Raw genomic sequence first — 17,272 nt, 5'->3', positions numbered from 1 at the left:
GATGAAGGGAAAGGAGTGAGAAGCCACCGAGGCGGTGGTGGAGGCAGAACACCAGCAACTTGTATTATTTGCTAAAGCAACGCACTACCCCATTATCATCGGCGGCAAACAATTGACCACCGGCGATAGCGGGCGAACTGACAAAGGAGCCGCGAATTTCGTAGACCCAACGCTCGGTTCCCTCGTCCAAAGACAGACGAATCAAACGTCCATCGGTCGCGGCAATCCAAACGTCATCCTTCGAGATAACTGGCGAAGCGTCCGCACGCCGTTTCATAACATACCGCCACTTGGACTTTCCTGTCTTTAGCGAAATCGCTTCGACCTGTTTATTCTGGCTACTGACGACCACCGTATCGCCACTGATCGCTGCACTACTGCGGTATTCTTGTGGTCGATTCGGGTCAACAAAACGCCATAACTCTTTTCCCGTTTTCCAATCAAGCGACAGCACCGCTCCATCCATGATTGGCAAAATCGCGACGTCACCATCGACTGCGGGCGTGCTGCCAGTCGGCCCACCAAGCGGAATCGGCTCGCTTGCCGCTTCTCCGGTCTCGAGGTCAACCATGTGTAAACGTCCATCACAACCTCCAAGAAACGTGCGATCACCTGCGATCGTTGGACTACAGCGAACTTGATCGTCGGTTTGATAAGTCCACTCGATCGCTCCATCATCGCCCTTGAAGCAGTAGAGTTTTCCATCTTGGCTGGCCACCAGGACGTTTTCTTTAAAGAAAGCTGCCGAGCCATTGATCTCGCCTTCAGTCGCTTTTTGCCACGTGACTTGGCCCGTTTCGGCCACGATCGAATAAAGGTTTCCTTCGATATCACCGATCACTAAGTGGTCACCACGAACCGCAGCGGCAGCGACAAAACCGGTATCAAAGTTGTGACTCCAGATTTCCTTACCCGTTTTGCGGTCGATCGCGTAGAGTTTTCCCATCACATCGGCAACAAAAACCCGATTCCCAGCCACGATTGGAGTCGCTTCAATCGCTTCGTCGGCTTGAAATTCCCATACCACCGAAGGTTGATCCGGAACGCGTGATTTTGTCGCACCCGTTGATTCGGGGGTCCCACGTGCAAGGGCCCAATCGTCACTCTCCGCAGCGGAGACAGATGGCGTAACCACCCCGAAAATCCCGAGAAAAAACAGCGTCACAAAAGTGCAAAGGCGGTTCAGCATCAGAAAAAAGTCGCAAAAGTGGCAGATTGATACCGTCGAAAACGTGATACAGCAACCAGGGCGAACAAGTCGTCGAACTGGACTATCATTAGACTACCTGGCTGACTCATCGAAAATGCCGGCCTATTTGGCAGAAAACTTGCCAGGAAAACAGGTGTCCATCGACTTGAGCGATGGTCTTTGAAGCAAGAGCATCTAGGATAAGCCTAGTAGTCAGCGTCGGTTTTTCAAGCGATTATAGGGCGGGTGCCGCACGGGCTGCCCCATTATAAGCCTAATTCCTCTTTCGGTTTTTGATTCTTTTTCATGATTTGTGTTAGCCTCGGTCGCGCCCGCCACAAACGGATGATCGCCGAACATCAATACCTTGTCGACCAAGGCGCCGAACTTGTCGAATTGCGACTCGACTTCATCGGTCGGGCTGTCAATTTGAGGCGGCTGATCGAAAACCGTCCTGGTCCCGTCGTCGTGACATGCCGTCGTCGCGAAGATGGCGGTCGGTGGATGAAGAGCGAACAAGAGCGATTGATGCTGCTGCGAAGCGCCATCGCCGCTGGGGTCGAATATGTCGATATCGAAGCGGATGTCGCCTCCCAAATCCCCCGCTACGGAACCACCAAACGGGTGATCAGCTATCACAAGTTTTCCGACACACCCGAGGAAATCGAAGAGATCGCCGCCGCGATGGCAGAAGAGGATGCCGACATCGTCAAGCTTGCAACGATGGCCACAACCTTTTCGGACAATATCCGGATGCTCAACATGGTCAAGAACGCCAAGCAGCCGACGATCGGAATCTGTATGGGCGAGATTGGCATGATCACGCGAATTCTAGGCGAACGCGTCGGTTCGCCCTTCACCTATGCCACCTACAGTGTTGATAAAAAACTCGCGCCGGGCCAATTAAATTGGAAGGAAATGACCGAGCTTTATCGGTACAAGCAGATCAACAAAGATACCGAATTGTTCGGAGTGATCGCCGATCCGGTTGCAAACAACTATAGCCCAATGATTTTCAATACGGCCTTCTACGACCAGGAGCTCAATGCTCGGTTCTTGCCGTTTCGCGTACCGCATGATGACCTTCACAAATTCATGCAAAGCATTCGCGAATTACAAATTAGTGGCGTTAGCATCGCTAGCCCGCACAAAGAGCCTGCGCTTGAATATTGCACCCAAGCCGAATCGAGCGCCAGCGGGATCGGGGCGGTCAATACGATGATTTCGCAGGGCAAGGACAACCTCGGTTACAATACCGATTACCGCGCCTCGATGGATTGCATCTCCGAAGTACTCAATCTAAAAAAAGATGTTGAAAAACCGATGCAAGGCGTTTCGGTGTTAGTGCTCGGGTCCGGCAGTATTGCCAAGGCAATCGCTTGGGGACTTCGCCAACGAGGCGCGGATGTGACTCTTGCGGCTCGCACCCTAGACAAAACGCAGGTCCTTGCAGCTGAGATTGGCTGTCGCGTCGTTGAATGGAGCCAACGCCACGAAGTCAAAATCAATTTGCTTGTCAACGCCACACCGGTGGGCATGCATCCCGATGTCGACAGCTCTCCGTATGACGCGGCAAAGATGAATCAATTCTTGGTCGTGTTTGACACCGTGTTCCACCCCGAATCAACGTTGTTGGTCAAGTACGCGAAACAAAATGGGTGCCGTCTAATCACGGGCGTCGACATGTTCGTTCGCCAAGCGGCCTATCAATACAAATTGTTCACTGGACGCGATGCGCCGATTCCGGTGATTCGTAAAAAGATCAAGGACGCAACGAGTTCCGTTCGCTGGAATTAATCTAAACAAGAGCAGGGCCCCATTGTGACGACGGATCAATCGCAATCCCATCTACCGTTGCCGGAAAACGTGGCGATCCGGCAAGCACTTCCAAGTGACGCGGAGGCAATCCACGCGCTGCTACGACCCTACGTCGCTCAGCGATCTCTCCTGTCACGAACGGAAGCGGAAATCATCGAATTGACGCGGCACGGTTTCATGGCCGTCCGAACGGTCAAAAATCAAAATGGTCAAGACAGAGAACAATGCATTGGCTTTGCCGCGATCGAAATGTATAGCACCAAGATAGCCGAACTCCTCAGTCTGGCCGTTCATCATGAATACCGCAACGCCGGCGTTGGCAAGTCACTAGTGGATCATTGTGTTCAGCGAGCACATGACCTAGGAATCATGGAAATTATGGCGATCAGCTCGTCGGAGGATTTCTTCCAAAGTTGTGGTTTTGGTTTTTCGCTTCCAGATCAGAAGAAAGCCTTCTTTCGTCAGCTTCGCCCCCGTCACCCAGAGTAGGCCCGTCACCCAGAGTAGGCCCGTCATCCAAAGTGGGCCCGTCATCCAAAGTGGCCCCGTCATCCAAAGTGGCCCCGTCATCCAAAGTGGCCCCGTCATCCAGAGTGGCCCCGTCATCCAGAGTAGGCCCGTCCGTCAAAGTGGGCCCATCAAGCGAGTCCTTTCTTTTCCGTCGTTGTTCCTCCTCCTGCGACCGGAACGGCTCCCGCAACCACATTGGGCTCACCAAAACGATCGCCGATGCGATCAAGACCACCGCTGGGGTGCTATCGGTACTTGGCCAAAACCAAGCTTCTTGGAGCCATCGCCAAAATACGATATGGAGCGACATCGTGATTGGAATCGCAATGGCAAAACGCCCCAGCGCATCGACTGAACTTGGAAGCACACGTCTTAGCAGTACCGCAACAACGGACGCCACAATCAACACGCCTGCTATCGACTGCCAACCAACCACGATCGATGGCACCGCAATGATCGCAATCAAATCCATCAACCGAGCGGTGGACTTGCCCAGAGGATCCAATTTGGGATCCGCTTCGCGGCATAGCCCCCGTGTCAAACAACGTGCGAAGAATGCGGCACTGACCAATCCCGTGATCAACCGCATCGAGGCATCCAAATAGCGTCCGCTAGGCTGCCAAATCGCCTCCAGTCGCATTGGCCAAGGGACTACCATAACGGCGGGGAAAATCAACATGCCGCCGATTAAAATCAAGAATGCAGTGACTTTCAATTTGGCTGGTAGCGTATGGCCGTCAAAGCGGATCAACCCAAACGCCCATGACAGCGAAATTGCTAAAATGTGGTACAGCAGCGTTAATAGAACCGTCGCATCCGTCAGTGCCGATAAGGGGACGCTGTGCCACGGGACTGTCTGAAAAGGCAATGCAAACCGATAGACTTCGCCGATGCCAACCATCGTCAATGATGCCCCTACAACCGCCTCAACGATTGGATAGCGGGGCGAAATCGGCAAGCGACATGTTCGACAACGTCCACGCAAAGCCAACCAACCAAAAACGGGAAAGTTGTCGCGGGCTTTCAACTGCGTATGACAACGCGGACAATACGATCGGCCATTCACGCTTTCACCACGAGGCATTCGCCAAGCGACCACATTCAAAAAGCTACCAATGGACGAACCGACCCAAAATAGCCACAAAAAAATCGTTACGTCGATCAGCCGGGTCATATAAAAATCAGCCGGCGAAAGCACCCGCGTGCCACTGGCTTGAAAAGCCGAAGTGCCAAAAATGAAGGCAATGCACGCTAGCAAGATAACCGCAAACAGAATGGTGGAGAATCGGATCGGTCTTCGCTTTCGGCCCAAGTTCTTTTGCCCGTTTACAGATTGGGGATAGTTCGGTAATCAGATTGTCGTACACTGACGCCCATCATGACAGCCCCAGTATATCCTGACGTTCGGTCGAGCCAAAAGTCTCATAGGAAGTGTATTTTGCATCGTCGTTTTGCGGCAGCCCTATTGGCAATCACGTTCGTTCTTCCTTCACTACCTGCAAGGGGTCAGACGACCGAACCGCTAACACTGAATGATCCCCGCGAATTGTCGGATGAGATCACATCTCATCCGCCTGTCGATACGGTCGAAGTTGATAGCGAACCCAAAGTAGCACTTGAAGTGCCCGCCGTTCCGAACGGTCCGACGAAGGCCGATATCGAAACGCGAATCCAGCAAATTGTTGCTTCGGTCGATCTCGATGAAACGCTCAAAACGCAAGCAACCGATCTCCTAAAAAAGACTCTCACTCGTTTGGATGAAACGGCCCATGCGACCCAGCGCATCGAACAACTTGAGCGTCAATCGGAAACTGCGCCGGAACGGATCAAAAGCGAGCAACTGAAGCTCGAAAAGCTCGCCGAAAAAACGTCCGAAGACAGCACCGACTATTCCAAGCTAACGCTCGATGAATTGCGTAATCGTCATCGCCAAGCGTTTGCCGATTTAGCAACTCTCGACCAGAATCTCCGAGCGCTCAATGAACAAGTCGAACGGTGGACCAAACGGCTTGCCGAATTGCCGGCCCTTTCCGCGACCGACCGGACCGCTTTAGCCGAAGCTGAAAAGCAATTGGCGGAAATTCCGGTAGCACAGACCAAAGATTCGGTCACGGCGGCCCGGAAATCACTGCTTCAAGCACGCGTCAACCAATTGCAGCAGGGATTGGAACTCTATGAAACCGAGAACCGTGTGGCCGAGGACGCTCAGCGGTTGTTGTCGATGCAGCGTGACACGACCGGACGTGAACGATTGCTTAAACAGAAGCAAGTCGAAGCAATGCAAACGGCTTTGGCCGAAGCAGAAAAAACAGCGGCGAAAATGCAGGCCGAACAAGCCCGAATTGCCGCGGCACTGATGGACGAACCGATCAAGGGCCAAGCCGAACAAAACTCGCAACTCGCCGAACGGAAAACTCAATTACTTGAACTGCTAGAAACAGACCGTATCCAAATCGTCAAACTTCGAGAGGACTACACGGGCAAGGAAGCGTTGTTCACCGAAACGCGAAAACAGGCCGAACAGGCACAATTTTCGAAACAAATTGGCCTGGTACTTCGGACGCAAAAAAACGAGCTTCCAAACGCTTCAAAATATCACCAAAACGCCATCGAGCGACGCGTCCTGGTGAGTGAATTGACGGTCGAAATTTTGGAGTGGGAAAAGCAACGTCAACGACTCTTGGACCTCGATACCGCCGTCACTGAAACGTTGGCGAATTCCCCCGAAACAGTGCCTGAGTTAGATCGTGAACAAGTTGAAAGCCAACTGCGTGAAATATTCAACGACCGATTGAGCTTGTACCGAGAATTGACCGACATCGCTCGGAAACGATTGAACCGGTTGATGAACCTCGAATCCGAAGAACAACGACTGGCCCAATTGATCGACGCTCATGCGGAATTCGTATCCGAGCATGTTTTGTGGGTTCCAAGCACCACGCCGATGACGTACGAGTTGGTTGCGGACGCGGCTGAAGCGACCATTGACATAATTAAGCCATCGTCGATTCGCCCCGTCTTGGTGATTCTTTTTAAAGACATCCTCGAAAGGCCGTTTCCAACTTTGGCTGTGTCGATTCTGTTTGGTTGGCTGATTTTTTCTCGAGGTCGTATCAAGCGAGAGCTAAGTCATTTGGGCGAAGAAGCGTCGCGTCCCAACGCGACTCGTTTCGCCCCCACGGCGAACGTTGTGATGCTAACCGCGTTGATCGCTACACCCGCTGCGCTCATCTTCTTTTGGAACGGATGGCGTCTAACTTGCGCGTCACCACTAGGAACGGATTTCAATTTTCTCGGAAAATCAATCTTAGCCGGAGGATTGTTTCTCTATGCAACTAACTATATTCGCCATGTTTTCCGCTCCGATGGCTTAGCACAAAATCACTTCGCTTGGGATTTGGCTGCTTCGCACGTATTGAGGCGTGGCCTAATTTGGGGGGCGCGAATCGTTGTTCCCTGTGCAATTGTGGTGATGTACACCGAACTCATTGCTGACGAATGGAAAATCGCGTCGCTCGGCCGCTTTGCATTTGCCATCGCCATGATCGCTTCGACCATCATTTTGTGGACTTGGGTCGGTCCCCGAAGCGCAACCATGACTCGCATCGGTGCGAACTCCGAATCGTGGCTCGCGCGGACAGGCGTGACACTCGTCCCGTTGATAGCAGTTTTCCCAATCTTGCTGCTCATCGGTTCGGTCGCCGGATATCACTATGCCGCAGTGCAATTGTCGTGGCGATTTGCTGTGTCAACCGGTATCGTGGCGATCTTGATTTTCAGCCGCGCACTACTACTTCGTTGGCTGTTGACTACCTATCGGCGCGTCGCAATCGCTCGAGCAAAAGAACGCCGCGCTGCGATCGCGATTGCCAAGGAATCGACCGCTGAAATGCCATCTGATGCAGCCGAGATGATCGAAAGTGCGGGGCATGTCCAATTATCGGACCTCAATCGCCAAGCTCAAAGCTTCCTACGACTCGTTCCCATCGTGCTCGGTGCGTTCGGATTGTATTTAACGTGGAACGAATTCGTCCCTGCTTTCGGGGTCATCAATCGATACGAGCTTTGGCCCAATTTGCTGCAATCCCCCAATCCCGATATTGGGCCGACCTACGTGACACTCGGCGACCTTATTTCCGCGATGATCGCAGGCGTTTTGACAGTGGTTGCAACACGGAATGTTCCCGGGCTTCTGGACATCACATTGCTGCAACGATTACCACTCGACGCGGGTGCGAGGTATGCCGCCAGCGCGCTGACGCGTTATACAATGATCATCATCGGCGCCGTAGCCACGTTTCACTTTCTCGGTGTCAGTTGGGGAAGTGTTCAATGGCTCGTCGCGGCGATGAGCGTCGGTTTGGGATTCGGCTTGCAGGAAATTTTCGCCAACTTCGTCTCCGGAATCATCTTGCTTTTTGAGCGTCCGGCAAGAGTTGGCGATACAGTGACGATCGGCGACATAACGGGGACGGTCACTCGAATTCGTACTCGTGCGACGACGATTCTCGATTGGGACAACAAGGAATTAATTGTGCCAAACAAGGAATTCGTTACTGGCAATTTGGTGAATTGGACGTTAAGCAATTCAAGCTTGCGACTGGTAACGACGATCGGTGTGGCCTATGGAAGTGACACGCGTTTGACAACCAAACTACTATACGAAGTCGCCGGAAAAAACCCGCTGGTGATGGCTGACCCCGAACCGGTGGTAGTGTTTTCGAAATTCTCCGATAGCACACTCGATTTTGAATTGCGCGTATTCACCAATGGCATGACAAATTTTCGTCGCCTTCGACATGATTTGCATATTGCGATTGATGATGTATTCCGCCAACACAAAATTGAAATTGCATTCCCTCAACGGGATTTGCATGTGCGATCCATCGAAGGAATCGACATGCTGAAGTTACAAAATGATTCTTTCGCGGTGAGCTGAACGCATTATGCCGATCCCTCGAATCCGACACTCGCATGCGAATGACCATGCAACCCGAGAACAGGGAGATTACGTCCTTTACTGGATGATCGCATTTCGACGACCGCGGTATAACTTTGCCTTAGAGCATGCTGTCGACCGTGCAAAGCAATTTGGCAAGCCTCTGCTAATTTTTGAACCGCTGCGAGTCCGCTACCGGTGGGCCAGCGATCGGATGCATCAGTTTGTTATTGAAGGAATGCGAGACAACGCGGAAGCATTTCTCAATAAACCAGTAACCTATTTCCCGTACGTCGAGCCAACACCGGGTGCAGGATCGATGCTATTGCACGCGCTCGCCAAAAAGGCCTGCACCGTGGTAACGGACGAATACCCATGTTTCTTTTTGCCGCACATGATCAAGGCGGTCAAAGATCGTATTCCCTCGCGATTAGAACTCGTCGATAGCAACGGGGTGATGCCGCTCAGGCAACCGGAGCGGACGTTTACCGTTGCTCATAGCTACCGACGATGGATGCAGAAAAACGTTCTTGACGTGCTCTTAGAGATGCCAAAGCGAGACCCGTTGCTGCGAATCAAACTGCCAAAACTTGACCGTTTGCCGGCATCGATCACCAAACGTTGGCCTATGGCGAATCTGGATTCGCTACTTCAAACTGACGGATTGAAATCAATCCCAATCGACCATACTGTCCCGCCAAGCGATTCAATCCACGGGGGCGTGAAGGACGCCGACAAGCGATTGAACCGCTTTATCAAGAGCAATTTGGCTCGCTACAACGACGACCGCAACCATCCCAACGAGCAGGCGACAACAGGACTGAGCCCACATCTCCACTTTGGTCACATTTCCGCACATGAAATGGTTGTTCGTGTTTTAGATCACGAGCAATGGACGCCCGACAAAGCGTCGCCGGCCAACGGCAAGAACCACGGGTTTTGGAACACAAGTGCCCCTGGCGAAGCGTTCTTGGATCAAGTGCTCACTTGGCGTGAGATCGGATTCAATCGAACCTTTCGTGAGCCCGATACCTATGACAAGTTCGAAAACTTACCACCGTGGGCGCATGAGTCGCTGACAAAACATCAATCGGATCCGCGAGGCGAATTGTATACACTCGAGGAATTCGAAAACGCAAACACAGCGGACCCGATTTGGAATGCCGCACAACGCGAAATCGTGCGCACCGGTGTGATGCACAATTACATGCGAATGTTATGGGGCAAAAAGATACTGCATTGGTCCAAGTCGCCTGCCGAAGCGCTGCGGATCATGATCGAACTGAATAATAAGTACGGGCTCGATGGCCGCGACCCCAATTCTTACAACGGCATCTTTTGGGTGCTGGGACGGTTCGACCGGGCCTGGGGCCCCGAACGCCCGATCTTTGGTAAAGTGCGTTACATGACCAGCGATAGCGCAAAGCGAAAGCTCCGCATGGACGATTACCTGAAACGATTCGCTGCACAACCGAATGGCGAGCTTTTCTAAATGATTGAATTTCGTTTGCGGCGGCGAATGAAGCCTACCAATCCGACTGAACTTATCGCTAACGCACCGAGGCTTCCCGGTTCGGGAACTGCGCTCACGTTTAACTGCAGCGAAGGTGTCGCGACATTAAGAAAGTCAAAACCGGCTCCATTGTCGCTAAGGATAAGTGCGTCCGCCACAATCAGATCGTGACTTCCAATCTCGAGTGCACTTGTGTCGAGGACGATCGAAAACCAAGGTGTAAAGGACGCTGGCAGTGGTTGTTGGAAAACACCTGGAGCCGACTCACTGAACTCTTGATTGATGTCGAATCCAGGCACATCAAATATTTCTTCGCTGAACGGGTACACGGTGATCGGCGATCCAATGGGTGCTTCCAAAATACCGTTACCGAAATAGGTGGCATTGTCTAGCCCGGTTGTGTAGCCCGTGACCATATCATACTGCGGAAGATCGAACACCACGGAAATACTAGCAACCGTTTCGCTGGCATCACTTCGGATAAAGAAGTCCACCACCTGATTGGGGCCTTGGAAGACGGTCGCACTGGTAGATCCGTCGCCTTGTACGGCAACGAGGACATCCCCCATGACGGTACGCGAATTTCCAAATGCAGTAAAAGCGGTGAAGCACACCCCCAGAATCGCTACTTTGATTTTCATAATAGTACTCCTGTGTCCCTACTATAATTCCCGAGAAGCCAAACGCGACTCAAGATCAGATCGAAGTTCACTGAAAAATTCATCCACGGCCTCAAGCGACCGATCGGTGTTCGAGCGTCGAAAGTCAATCAGCCGGCGACGAATCTCAGTAATTGCTGCACGAGCCTCCATTCGGTCGGTTCGGGCATACTGGGACACCAAACGGCGGAGCGAAGAATAGCCTCGGTAGATCGATCGGACGTAGACGCGAACGGTCAATTGGGGACGCGGTGACGGCGGGGCAATTGGATCCGCTTCGCTGGCCGGTAGAACAACCGCGGATGTGGCGACCGAGGGGACCGATTGGGCGTTCGCTACCACTGACGAACTCTGCACGCCCGCGACTTGAACCGGAGCAGCAATCATGATCAATCCCGTTCCGCTGACTTGGTTGCCGCGCACATAAAGCGTGTCTGCTGCATTAACGTTTCCGCTGCGATCAATGTCGAAATTATTAGCAATATCGACCGAACGCGGCCGAGTCGATTGATTCGCCCGAACGAAAAGGGTATCCCCCGCATTGACCACCGCACGATTGCGGGAAACAAACCCATCCACATCGCCGACTTGGTTACCAAAATAGAAGACATCATCACTTGCCACTTGTGCATTCCCAGAGGCGAGTACGGTGGTCTGCAGCCACTGGTTGCGGATTGCGCCATTCGCCCATGTAATAATCACTCGCGACGAACCATCGACGCCACCACTCGGCACAACGGAAATCGAATCGGGAGCTGGAGCATCACTCCAACTCGACACGTCCGAGGCGTTACCAACTTTAAACTGAAAATCAGATAGTGATAGTTCTGTCGCAGTCAAACCCGCGATGTCGATCACGATCCGGTTGAGGCCACGTAGGTAGCTGGTATAGTTGGCAAACGTGGCAGTTTGACCGGGACGAAGTGCAACGATGTCCGGCGCAATGTCTTCGGAGCTAAAGTTTCCTGCGGTCGCATTTGCGTAGGCAATGCCCCGCGTCATTACCGTCGACACATTCGCAACCGCGACGATGGTTTCGGCGATTGACGAAATGGCGGGCGTGCCATTGTCGGTGACACGGACAGCAACCCGTTTATTGCCGCCGGTTGCAAAGTTAGTTATGGGTGTTTGGCCCGTCGCATCGACACTAAAAGTCGAACCGTCATAGCTAAAGTCCCATTCGAAAGTATGGGTTTGGCCCGCGTCCACATCGGTCATTGACGCCGATAATTCAACCGGCATCCCACGAGAAGTTGAATAGGGGCCACCCGCGTTCGCGAGAGGAGCTTCGTTGACGTCTTGGACTGTGATTACGAATTCATGGTCCAACGTCGCTCCTTGGCTATCGGTGACGCGGATGGTGACCGAACGTGTGCTACTCGACTCGAAATTGAGCCCTGTGGATCCGACTCGCAGTTCATCGTTGACGAAGCTAAACATCGCCGAATCGCCACCTGGGAGCAAGCTCATCATCGTTGTCTCGAAGTCGTCGGGATCGTCCGCAGACAGAACCGCGACCAAATCGCCGGGCGAGTTTTCAGAGACCAAGCCGCTCCCTGGCAGTACAACATCGGGTGCATCATTTTCCTCAACGCCGGGCGTGCCGCCATCGACAAAACTGGGCCGCCAATTGGTTCCTAGATTGTAATCACCCGCGGTGCGAATGATCGTCAATGACGGACCTTCGCCGTCGGCCGCGGAATGCCAATCGCCTCCCTTGTCATCATACGTAAACGATTGTATTGTCGAACCATCGGCTGCGGTGACTTCGATCGCTTCACCGCCATTGCTCAATGCAGTCCCGTTAAAAAATTCGCCCGCGATCGGAAGATCAGTTCCATAGCGAGCTTGCATGGCTGCCGTATCTTGGACAATCAGCGCTGTCGCTCCGGACTCAAGCCACTGAATCGGTGAACCATCGAACGAGAAGGTGACTCCTGAGGTAAGCGTGACACCGGCGAGTGAGATCGTTTCGCCACTGATGTTTCTTAGCTCGACAAATTCGGTGTTTCCATCGCCATCGACTGGATTGAAATGCAGTTCGGTGACACGAAGATTTTCCGATGAAGCCGGTGTTAACTCAGGAACAAAGTCAGCTCTTTCAATCGCCGACCAAGTACCATCAATATCGCGAAAACGCGCAGCGACTTGGATCGGCTTTGTAATGGCAATCGACGGAGCGATTTGCTGAGTGATAACTAGGTTGGCGTCAAAGGCAAGATCGCTACTGTTCTCAACAAATTGATGAACTTCGACGGCAAGCGTGTTTCCGCCATCTTGCAACAGGGCCGGATTGATTTGAAATTCGAAGAACGCATCTTCGTTGGCTCCACCAACGACAACGAGAGCCTTGGTTTGAGAGGTAATTGTTCCGGTCGGTAAATTGGAACGCACCGCTTCAACGCCATTGATATAGACGGCCGCTCCGTCGTCACGTTTCAGTCGCAACGTCGCATTGGTGACCATTCCGTTTGACATGTCGACACTGAATGTATTCCGAAAATAGCTTGTAATGTATTTGTTGTTTGAATCGGGGCCGTAGGAAACCTCGGTGGCTTCGTCGCCATCACCGTAACCCAACTTTGCCGCCCCGGCGGCCCACCCTGAATCATCAAAACCAACGTTTTTCCACGCAGTCCCGGCATCAACCCCCGTGTCTAGGTATCGCCACACTGCTTGCTCTGGAACAACCGTCGAGGTGGTACTCGAAACGCTGTAGCTGAGTGCGTCAGGATGAAGTTCGCCACCGAACATGCGAGGGTCTGACCCGTCGAGCATGTAATAAACGACTCCATCGGACGAAGAAAAATCGAGCTGGCTACCCTGAACCACATCGCCGCCATGTTGCGCAGTACCATTGACCAGGAATTGTGGCGCATCGACATTGGGAAATAATGGTGCAGGCACGACGACGTTGTATTCGCCATTGGCGTCTTTGAGAACCAAGTTTGTGTTTCGGAACTGGTCCAACACAATGGCGTTTCTCTGTGGCAAATAGTTGTTAACCAGGCCCGCAATTGCATTGTCAAAGTCATTGATGCCAAGCGGGGCGTCGGGACGTTGAGCATCTCCCCAACGGACCGATTCCGCCAAAATAGCAGGATGGATGATTGCGGCTTCGGCGGTGACTTTGTCAATCATCGCTTGGGTGCTTAGAGTGCCATCGTTGAAGAACGCTTGTTGAACCTTATCAGCGAACTGAATCCGATATTCTTCGTTGGCCATCAATTGTTGATGCAGCCATTGTGGATTGAAGAAATCGACACCACCTTCATAGTTAGGTGAATTCCATGGTCCATTGCGGTTTTGGTTCACGTTTCGCATCGTGTGTTCGCCGTCATGCTGGAAGAACCTAAATCCTTCGCGTCCGGTGCGATCACGGATTGCAAAATAGTTATTGGGTTGGTCGTTGCCGAGAAAATTGGAAATCGGGGCATCGAGATTGCCGCCACGAAGCGTTTCAATCATGTAGGCAATGACATTATCGGTATCCAACAAAACGTCGTACGCCGGATTGTCCGTTCCATCAAGGTTCTTGCCTTGCGCTTTTAAGTAAGCCGCATTGTCAACGAAAGCAGGCGTCACTCCATCCGCAGCACGAGCGTTGGATTGTTCCCACAAAGCTTCGTAGGCGTCGAAGTTACCGTCGGTTGCAATGTTTCGGTAATCGCCTCGTTCGGGCTTGATCACGTCGTAGTCGGCAACATTACCGCCAAAATACGAAACCGCGTAATTCGCATCCGCTCGTTCTTGGGTTTGGTATAGCCCCCAATATTGACCGTTCAGATAGAGATGCATCCAACTACTGCGAGTGTATGGTTGCCCTAAATCGCGTTGGTTGTAGCGCGCCAACACCTCGGCAATGAAGTTATTGCTTGCGTTCCCCCCGGAGCTCCAAGAATAGTTCTGGGCCGTTCGTAAATCGATTTTTTCAAACTCGGTGGCAGCGTCGGTACCGTGAACGGGATAGTTCAACGTTGAATCGCCATAGGACCCGCGAAAGAACAATTTTAGTGCGTGCTTTGGGTTGAAGTCGCGACGGCTATAGCCGCCACGAATCCGTAGTCCCGCGTTGACTTGAAATCCCGCGGTGCCGTCAGGATTAATTAGCTCGACGGCTGCGGGTCGTTCCCAATCACGCCCATCTTGAAGTGCGTTGGAATAGATTCCGATCTCAGCATCAAACAAATTGTCCAAATCGGTTGAAATCGACCACGTTGGTAATGCAAGCAGTGCATCTTTTACCGCCTGAGCTCCTTCGGCAGTAATGACGTCGGGATCCATTCCATAATCGACATCGTTTGTATTCCAAGTACTCGGCCATCCTGCTGGGGGCAAGCCATCATTGGATTGGGTCAAAACATCATCAAGAAACAAATAGGTTCGCGTGACGCTTGGCAATGAAACGTAGTCCGTTGCATAGGCATTGGCCCGTAAATTGGTGGTCGACGAAACGTTGATCGGACCTGTGTAGACGGTGCCGTTGGTCACCGTTGGTTCGCTGCCGTCGGTCGTATAGCGGATCGTCGCCGCGGGCGAAGCAGTGGGAAGCGAGATCGTCACCGTTTGAGCTTGGGTATAAAAACCGGCGGGGACATCCATTGTGACTCGATCAAGTACGCCCAACACCGCATCCGTATTCGCGGCCCCCGGCGTTGGCGTCGCAAAGTAACTCGGTTGACTTTCAAGTAGCTTCGATCCAGTGAGTTCCGGGAGGACCAGGAAACTGGCGTCACTGGCGAAATCATTCAGTCCGTGGATCGCGAGCACATTTGTTCCATCGACTAACAATCCAATGGCAGCTGCATCAAGTACAATTTCATCTGCGGTTCGGACTGACGGAATCGGTCGAGAATTGGTTGCGGCGGTATCAAAACCTAATACCGCAGGAGCGTTTTGGCGGGCGACTTCGACTCCGTTCAAATAGGCCACAAAGCCGTCATCATAACGCATCTTCAAAACGAGCGACTCGACTGGCATTGCGACGTCGTACGTGAAGGGAACACGTACGTAGGCCGACGAATTTACGCCATTCATTTCACTTGAAATGTCGGTGTTGACTACGTCGCTTTCACCAACGACGTAGGGTAAGAATGCCCCCAACCCACCAGACGCCGTATCGCCGACGAGAGAAAACGAACTATTAAAAGAAGTATGATTCCCTGCTGCGGCGAATAATTCGGCGCTCGACCCTCCGACACCTTCGAACGTAACCAAGTTCAACTCATAGATTCCGGCTTGCAAGTTAAAGGTTGCAAGCGTATCCGCAGCACCACGCGAACCGGTGTATTGGGACGAGAAAACATCCGCGCCGCGTGTTAACGTCAAACGAAAACCATCGTCGCTGTTAACGCCGAACGACCAATCGCCATCCGCTGGGATCGCAATCGACGCAGTGGCCTCGATCACAAACTCGTTAATATCGTCTCCAGCCGATTGGGTAGGAAAAGGAGAGTCAGAGCCGAAATTGCCGTTGCGATCCGTGCCATGGAAATTAATCACATCATAGCGATCCTCGGTAACGAAGGACTGAAAGGCTTCGTCGCCAAGCACCAAATTCGCCTCTGTAAGATTATTGATGTGGCCATCAAATCCCGTCGCCGTTTTCGCTTTCACATAACGAACGTTGAACCCCGGTTGGTCAACACCATAGCCGACACCAACGGTACCGCTTGTCCAACCGCTATCGTCAAATCCATTCGACATCCACCCGCTTCCATCGTTTGCACTGGAGGGCACCAATACCGTCGCAGCAGAACCTTGTTCAACGAAATTCTGTACGTCGAACTCGATTCCGTAGGACACATTCGTCGCTTGCTCAGGGAACGAGGGATCGAACTGGCTAGCGATTTCTCCACCAGGCTTTACAAGTGCAAGGTACTCTCCATCACTTGAAAGCTTGAAGCCAGTACTCAGTTCTTCGCCCGCAATCGAGCGGTCGATACCGGAAGCAAATACGACTAAGTAATCATTCGGCTCAATCGTTACGGAAGGGAACGTCCATTTGTCGAGTTCGCCAGCGTCATCAGTCAACGTCCAGCCGTTGAGGTCAACAGGCGAAGATGAAGGATTATAGATTTCAAGCCAATCGCTTGACTCGCCATTTACATCTCTGAGGCCGCCTGAGTTGGACGCAACGAATTCACTGATGATCGGATTTGCCGCCAGCACAACACGGGCTTCGAGCTGTTCAGCAAGTAACCGCCGATGACGACGTGAGTAGCGAGACTTGCGACGACAAGAGGAGACGTGGCGAGAATCGCCGAACAAGAGACGTTTCAAAATTAAGTCCGCAAAGGCCGAAAGGAAATATTGATACACCACGTAAAAAAGTCGTGTTGAACGGGGCAGCCATCTCAGGGCCACCTGAGTTGCCCCAAGGGGCCCCAGGACAACACTACAACCAGCACGATGGTTGCATGTTAGACGCAGTTCCCGAGTAACGCAATCTTTACCTCTCGGCTACCACGTGAAGGGGGTGTCGAAGCGGCCCAAGCGGCAACTTTTGTGAATAGAAATATCGCCAGTTCAGACTCTGTGGAGGGGGGCTCCCACGAGTTGCGGTCGGCAGATTTTAGCCAGGATTAGAACAGAGAAACCGACAAGTCGAAGTGAGCCGAGATTTCGAGATCGATTGCGCTGTC

General features: G+C 52.4%; 9 protein-coding genes. 4 read left to right on the top strand and 5 right to left on the bottom strand.

Annotated features, from left to right (window positions below; translation table 11 throughout):
* Positions 1 to 64 precede the first annotated feature (64 nt).
* Complete coding sequence (locus CA13_RS16185) at positions 65 to 1,189, bottom strand: outer membrane protein assembly factor BamB family protein (protein WP_146398315.1); 1,125 nt, start codon at positions 1,187 to 1,189, stop codon at positions 65 to 67.
* Positions 1,190 to 1,495: 306 nt separating this feature from the next.
* Between CA13_RS16185 and aroD the strand changes: the two genes are divergently transcribed.
* Positions 1,496 to 2,986: a type I 3-dehydroquinate dehydratase gene (gene aroD, locus CA13_RS16180; protein WP_146398313.1), complete on the top strand. Its 1,491-nt coding sequence runs from the start codon at positions 1,496 to 1,498 to the stop codon at positions 2,984 to 2,986.
* A gap of 153 nt (positions 2,987 to 3,139) precedes the next feature.
* On the opposite strand, the gene CA13_RS35275 is transcribed toward aroD, so the two are convergent.
* On the bottom strand, positions 3,140 to 3,304 hold the full coding sequence (locus tag CA13_RS35275) for a hypothetical protein (protein WP_419195184.1): 165 nt from the start codon (positions 3,302 to 3,304) through the stop codon (positions 3,140 to 3,142).
* Between CA13_RS35275 and CA13_RS35270 the strand changes: the two genes are divergently transcribed.
* Positions 3,257 to 3,496: a GNAT family N-acetyltransferase gene (locus CA13_RS35270; protein WP_419195117.1), complete on the top strand. Its 240-nt coding sequence runs from the start codon at positions 3,257 to 3,259 to the stop codon at positions 3,494 to 3,496. The two genes, CA13_RS35275 and CA13_RS35270, sit on opposite strands and share 48 nt — an antisense overlap.
* Here the strand turns inward: CA13_RS35270 and CA13_RS16170 are convergent.
* Complete coding sequence (locus CA13_RS16170) at positions 3,393 to 4,691, bottom strand: prepilin peptidase (protein ID WP_146398311.1); 1,299 nt, start codon at positions 4,689 to 4,691, stop codon at positions 3,393 to 3,395. The genes CA13_RS35270 and CA13_RS16170 overlap by 104 nt on opposite strands.
* Positions 4,692 to 4,955: 264 nt before the next feature.
* Here CA13_RS16170 and CA13_RS16165 point away from each other — a divergent pair, with 264 nt between their 5' ends.
* The gene (locus CA13_RS16165; protein ID WP_419194442.1) at positions 4,956 to 8,456 is read left to right on the top strand and encodes a mechanosensitive ion channel domain-containing protein; all 3,501 of its coding nucleotides are present in this window, start codon (positions 4,956 to 4,958) and stop codon (positions 8,454 to 8,456) included.
* Positions 8,457 to 8,463: 7 nt separating this feature from the next.
* Positions 8,464 to 9,948: a cryptochrome/DNA photolyase family protein gene (locus CA13_RS16160; RefSeq protein WP_419194441.1), complete on the top strand. Its 1,485-nt coding sequence runs from the start codon at positions 8,464 to 8,466 to the stop codon at positions 9,946 to 9,948.
* Here CA13_RS16160 and CA13_RS16155 read toward each other — a convergent pair.
* Positions 9,945 to 10,610, bottom strand: a complete 666-nt coding sequence (locus CA13_RS16155; protein ID WP_146398307.1) for a PEP-CTERM sorting domain-containing protein — start codon at positions 10,608 to 10,610, stop codon at positions 9,945 to 9,947. The two genes, CA13_RS16160 and CA13_RS16155, sit on opposite strands and share 4 nt — an antisense overlap.
* Before the next feature lie 21 nt (positions 10,611 to 10,631).
* Positions 10,632 to 16,910 carry a lamin tail domain-containing protein gene (locus CA13_RS16150; protein ID WP_146398305.1) on the bottom strand — a complete coding sequence of 2,093 codons (6,279 nt, stop codon included), beginning with the start codon at positions 16,908 to 16,910 and terminating at the stop codon, positions 10,632 to 10,634.
* Positions 16,911 to 17,272: the final 362 nt, after the last annotated feature.

The sequence above is a fragment of the Novipirellula herctigrandis genome, from assembly GCA_007859835.1.
Taxonomy (GTDB): Bacteria; Planctomycetota; Planctomycetia; order Pirellulales; family Pirellulaceae; genus Novipirellula_A; species Novipirellula_A herctigrandis.
The sequence above is the reverse complement of the archived record's forward strand: the minus strand, read 5'-3'. Positions and strand labels throughout refer to the sequence as shown.